The organism is Oleiphilus sp. HI0043 (assembly GCF_001634935.1).
This window is the reverse complement of the sequence record NZ_LWEY01000136.1, coordinates 1-1,187: the sequence shown is the minus strand read 5'-3', so window position 1 is coordinate 1,187 and position 1,187 is coordinate 1. Positions and strand designations below refer to the sequence as shown.

Sequence of the window (1,187 nt, the reverse complement as noted above, 5' to 3'; positions counted from 1 at the left end):
GGCTGAGATGAAAAATCTGCGTGCGCAGGTTCAGAAAACTCAGGTTCAGACTGAAGAAATATCTCCTACAAAAATTAATGCCACCCAGGAAGCGAGCCAAACACCTAAATTCAGTGACATGCTGTCTAGTGCGGTTGGCTCGGTCAATGATACACAATTAAAAGCGGGTCAAATGGCTAAGGCTTTTGAGCAGGGTGACCCAAGCGTTACGCTTTCGCAGGTAATGGTGCAATCTCAGAAAGCATCGGTATCTTTTCAGGCGTTGACGCAAGTAAGGAATAAGGTTGTACAGGCGTATCAGGATATTATGAAAATGCCGGTTTAAGTGTTTGCTTCTCGTTTGTAATGATTGGTATTTGAACAAGCACTGCTTATTTGGATTTTAGTAAAAGGTTAACTTATGGCACTCGCACCCACAGATACAGGTACAGACTCAGCATTGCCCGCTCAGGTGGGTGGTATCTCGGGTGAGCCTGACGTTGTCGGCACTGAAAGTGACTTGATGACCGGTATAAACCGGCTTGGAATCTTTCGGCAAGTAGGTTTGATGGTAGGTTTGGCCGCGAGTGTTGCCCTCGGTTTGGCGCTTGTTTTATGGCTTCAGGAGCCGGACTATCAGCCGTTGATGAGCTCGGTAGAAGCTCAGGACCTGGAAGAAGTTTCAAGCATTCTTAACTTGAATGGTGTTGACTTCAAGATGGATCACCGTACCGGCATATTGCTTGTTGAAGCGGGCAGGGTTCATGAAGCAAGAATGAAGCTGGCAGCGAATGGCATTACAAGCGATAACAGTGTCGGCTATGAGATCCTTGACCAGGATCAGGCCTTGGGTACTAGCCAGTTTATGGAGTCGACACGATTTAAGCGAGGCCTGGAAGGTGAGCTGGCGCGATCAATATCCAGTTTCAGAAATATCCGTAGCGCCAGAGTTCATTTGGCTATTCCGAAGAGGTCGGTGTTTGTTCGTGACTCAAGAGAACCTAGTGCATCAGTTTTGATCGAGACCTCTTCTATGCGGCCAGTGACACGTGAGCAGGTTGACTCGATTGTTAATCTCGTCGCCGGAAGTGTGCCGGAAATGGATATGAGCAAAGTTACTGTTGTTGATCAAAAGGGTAATCTATTGTCTCGGAACAACGAGTCCGAAGAAGACAAGCTGGTTTCAAGGGAGTTTGAGTATTCGCGTA

General features: G+C 47.3%; 2 protein-coding genes. Both read left to right on the top strand.

Features of this window, described 5'->3' with window-relative positions:
* On the top strand, nt 1-325 hold a 325-nt coding region (fliE, locus tag A3729_RS02735; RefSeq protein WP_156497595.1), incomplete at its 5' end, for a flagellar hook-basal body complex protein FliE.
* A 75-nt stretch (nt 326-400) separates the two neighbouring features.
* A partial coding sequence (gene fliF, locus A3729_RS02730; protein WP_068633090.1) for a flagellar basal-body MS-ring/collar protein FliF occupies nt 401-1,187 on the top strand: 787 nt, incomplete at its 3' end.